Below are 4,513 nucleotides of genomic sequence, written 5' to 3' on the forward strand. Positions count from 1 at the left end.
ACATCTGAATATCCTTTACCCGCTGCAAGCAGATGTAATTCGACAAATACGTGCCGCCCTCTTCGACGATTACACCAGTCCGCGGCCGTACAGCCACTTCTTCTCCCCAGCGGTGAATCATGGTAAAAGTCAGCTTGCCGCCTTTTTTGACAAAAAACTCACTAATGCCGATGTGCATGCCCTTGCGCACATGCGGGTCAGTGCCGCAACCAGTAATAACGTGCAGCTCCGCGCCTTCTTCAACAATAATCACGTTATGCACGTCCTGCACTACTTCTTCCGAGCTGATATACATGCAGGCCTGTACGGGGTCCTCCACCTTGACGCCAGGCAGCGCCCGGATGAAGTAGCCATGTTCTTGATGTACCGCCGCCCGGGCGGTATATTTATCCGCGTCAGGCGCTACCGCCCGCCACCAATACTCTTCTTCCAGCCAGTCGTGGCATTTCAGAGCCTCATCAACGCTCATGATTTCCAGACCGTTCCCTTGCACCTGACAATGCGTTACCGCATGGTCGGTCTGTAAAAACGTGCCCGAACGCCCCGCACCAGATACTTCGATACCGATGCCCTCCAAAGAACGTTTGCGGGCTTCATCCAGCTGCACCGCCGGCTGTTCCATATACTGCGCTTCACCCTGCTGATCCGAAAACTCAGCAAAATCAATATCTGCGCCGTACAACGCTAGCTTTTTTTCCGCTTGACGCGCCTGTTGCTCAATATCCTGCTGTCGCTTCATCTCAGTTTCCTCCTGTCATGTCGCAGCTGACGCAAGCTTCATAGCCTTGCGTCTGAATACAGGAAAACATCTCCTGCGGATTGCCGCTGCAGGATACAACGCCGTCAAAAAGCACATGGGCCACATCCACAGGCACATATTGCATAATATGCCCTGTATGCGTAATGATCAAACCGGACTTACTGCGCCCTTCACGACGCTTTTTCAGCGGCAATGTATTGCCGCCATTAACGCCGCGCTGCAAAATACGATCCGCCGCCTTGCCCACGACCGCAATGTTTTCAATATCTACCCCAGACTCAGGCTCATCCAAAAGCAGCAGGTCCGGCTGCTGCGCCAAAAGCTGCAGTAATTCGGAACGCTTAATCTCGCCGCCGGAAAAACCGTCATTCACCGAGCGATCCAAGAAGTTTTCCATGTTGACCGATTTGGCCAAGGCCTCTACGTCCACTTCCCTCTCCCCAGCGCACAAACGCACCATGTCACGCACCGCCAGGCCCCGTACTGTCGGCGGACGCTGAATCATTACGCCCACGCCGCGGCGCACGCGCTCGTACACAGGCAGCTCGGTAATATCTTCTCCTTTAAAGAAGATACGTCCTCCGGTGATCTTATAGCGAGAAAAACCCATAATGGCATTGATCAACGTCGACTTCCCCGTGCCATTGGGACCGAAAAGAACATGCACCTCGCCCTGCTTAATATGCAGATTGATATCCCTCAAGATCTTCCGGCCTTCCACTTCCACAGCCAGATGTTCCACTCGCAGCATTGTCAATCCCTCCTACCTAATATACAAAGATACGATTACACAGAGTAACAGCGACGGCACGTGAAGTGCCTAGTGCCGGATGCGCCATGGATGGCAAGGCATCCGGTCTCCTCCAGAGAAAATCCAGAGGGAATAACGGAAATACGTTTCACACAGAGTAACTGAGAAAGACCAGAGAACTGCCAGAGAATTAAATTCAGGAGAGATTGCCGCGTCGCTACGCTCCTCGCAATGACGCAAATCCCCCTGGCCTACGGCCTTCCCCCTTTGGCAAGGGAGACTTCAAACCCTGCCTCCCTTGTTAAAGGGAGGTGCCGCCACAGCGGCGGTGGGATTCAAAAAGATTAAGATTGGCAACGCATTGCGGCTCTAACTACCTTTTGTCATTGCGAGCGAAGCGAAGCAATCTCCTCGTCTGTTTTCCATGTTTTTCTCTCTATCTGTGACGTTCTCCTGTCTCCCATTCTCCATGTTGCGTTCCTTATTATTTTTCTCTCTGGCTTTTCCCTCTGTTACTCTGTTACTCTGAGTATCGTTCATTCTGTGTGTGTTCTTCTCTCTGATCCCTACTCTGTGTGACGTTCTCCAGTCTCCCTAATCCCCTCATTATAACGAAACACAGAGTACCCGCAATCGGTTACTCTGTTGTTTCATTCAGCTTAGTTAATACCGCAGCAATTTTTATACTTTTTCCCGCTACCGCAGGGGCAAGGATCGTTACGTCCCACCTTGTCCTTGTTTACCACCGGCTGCTTGGGTGCATTCTCGTCCGCTTCCCCATGATTTTCGGTAGCCTGCTGCAAATGATCCTCAGGCTGCGAAATAATGTTCACTCGGAACATGTACTTAACGATATCGTCCTGAATGTATTCCATCAATTGCTGGAACATGTCATAGGCTTCAATCTTATACTCAATCAGCGGATCCTTCTGGCCGTACGCTCGCAAGCCAATGCCCTCACGCAAGCCGTCCATGGCGTCCAAATGCTCGATCCACTTGCTGTCCAGCACTTTGAGCATAATAACCTTTTCCAGTTCGCGCATGTTTTCTTCGCCAAAGAGCCGCTCCCGGCCTTCATAGGCATCCTGCGCCGCCGCCATCACTTCCTCCCGCACTTCTTCGCGATTGCAGGTTTCCAGCTTAGCCACAGTCAGACGGCCTTCCGCCGCAAAGTACTCCTCGCAGTACTTGATGAGGCCCGCCAAATCCCAATCTTCCGGATACGTATTGGCGTCAGCGTAGAGAGCAATGCCATGATCGGCAATTTTTTCAATCATCGCCAAAATATTTTCCCGGAGATTTTCGCCCAGCAGAATTTGCTTGCGCTGCGCATAGATAATCTCACGCTGCTGATTCATGACATCGTCATACTCCAGCACGTATTTACGAATTTCAAAGTTGCGGTTTTCCACTTTTTTCTGCGCGTTTTCAATGGCTTTGCTGACCATGTTATGCTCGATAGGCTCGTCTTCTTCCATGCCCAGCTTATCCATAATAGTGGAAATATGATCGGAACCGAAAATGCGCATCAAATCATCTTCCAATGACAGATAGAAGCGGCTGGAGCCCGGGTCTCCCTGACGACCGCAACGGCCGCGCAGCTGATTATCAATACGGCGGCTTTCATGACGCTCCGTACCGACAATATGGAGGCCGCCCAATTCCGGCACGCCTTCGCCCAGCTTGATATCCGTACCACGGCCAGCCATGTTGGTCGCAATAGTTACAGAACCTTTTTGCCCTGCCTGCGCAATAATAGCAGCTTCCTTGTCATGATGCTTGGCGTTCAAAACATTATGCGGTACGCCATGCTTTTTGAGCAGCGCCGACATTTCTTCCGACTGGCTGATGGAGGTAGTGCCTACCAACAACGGCTGCCCCTTGGCATGACGCTCGGCGATCTCCTGCACAGCCGCCTTATATTTCGCTTTCTGCGTTTTGAAAACCACATCCGGGAAATTTTCGCTCACTACCGCCTGATTGGTCGGCAGCACGACTACGTCCAAGTTGTAGATTTTCTGGAATTCCGGTTCTTCGGTTTTCGCCGTACCGGTCATCCCTGCCAATTTATCATACATGCGGAAATAGTTCTGGAAGGTAATCGAAGCCAGCGTTTGGCTTTCCCGCTGGATCTTCACGCCTTCCTTCGCTTCAATGGCCTGATGCAAGCCATCGCCGTAACGACGGCCAAACATCAACCGTCCGGTAAATTCGTCAACAATGACCACTTCGCCGTCTTTTACCACATAGTCGCGGTCGAGTTCCATGAGCGCCTTCGCCCGCAGCGCCTGATTGAAATAGTGAGACAGCTGCATGTTTTCGCCGGCGTACATATTGGTCACGCCCAGCAATTTTTCCGCCTTGGCAATGCCCGCTTCGGTAGGGAGCACCTGCTTGGCTTTTTCGTCCAACGTAAAGTCGGCCTCTTTTTCCAGCTTTTCCACCACTTTGGCTACTTTAGCGTAGATATCGGTAGCACGCTCGCCAGGGCCGGAAATAATCAGAGGCGTTCTCGCCTCATCGACCAAAATGCTGTCCACTTCATCGACAATGGCGTAATTCAGCGGACGCTGCACCATCTGGTCCGCATAAATGACCATATTGTCACGCAAATAGTCAAACCCGAATTCATTGTTGGTACCATAAGTAACGTCGCAGGCATAAGCATGCTTGCGGTCGGCATAGGTCAAGCCGTGCAAAATCGTACCCACGGACAAGCCTAAAAATTGATACAACTGCCCCATCCACTCGCTGTCGCGGCGAGCCAAATAGTCGTTGACCGTAATGACATGAACGCCCTTGCCGGCCAAGGCGTTCAAATATACCGGCAGCGTCGCCACCAGCGTTTTACCTTCGCCAGTACGCATCTCCGCGATATTGCCTTCATGCAGTACCATGCCGCCCATCAGCTGCACGTCAAAATGGCGCATGCCCAGCACGCGCCGCGAAGCTTCCCTAGCTACAGCGAACGCTTCCGGCAATAAGTCGTCCAGCGTCTCGCC

3 protein-coding genes are annotated in these 4,513 nt (G+C 52.0%); all 3 read right to left on the minus strand.

The features are described from left to right. Window positions 1–739, minus strand: a 739-nt coding sequence (locus PHF27_RS13425; RefSeq protein WP_300071118.1) for a SufD family Fe-S cluster assembly protein, incomplete at its 3' end; no start/stop codon positions are given. 1 nt (window position 740) lies between these two features. Next, the gene (locus PHF27_RS13430) at window positions 741–1,511 is read right to left on the minus strand and encodes an ABC transporter ATP-binding protein (protein ID WP_300071120.1); all 771 of its coding nucleotides are present in this window, start codon (window positions 1,509–1,511) and stop codon (window positions 741–743) included. A gap of 659 nt (window positions 1,512–2,170) precedes the next feature. Next, a partial coding sequence (gene secA / locus PHF27_RS13435; protein ID WP_300071122.1) for a preprotein translocase subunit SecA occupies window positions 2,171–4,513 on the minus strand: 2,343 nt, incomplete at its 5' end.

Source organism: Anaeromusa sp. (assembly GCF_028691475.1).
In the GTDB taxonomy this organism is placed as follows: domain Bacteria; phylum Bacillota; class Negativicutes; order Anaeromusales; family Anaeromusaceae; genus Anaeromusa.

Coding starts and splice junctions, on each gene's coding strand:
- PHF27_RS13430 (WP_300071120.1), bottom strand. CDS start 1,511: ATGCTGCGAGTGGAACATCTGGCTGTGGAAGTGGAAGGCCGGAAGATC.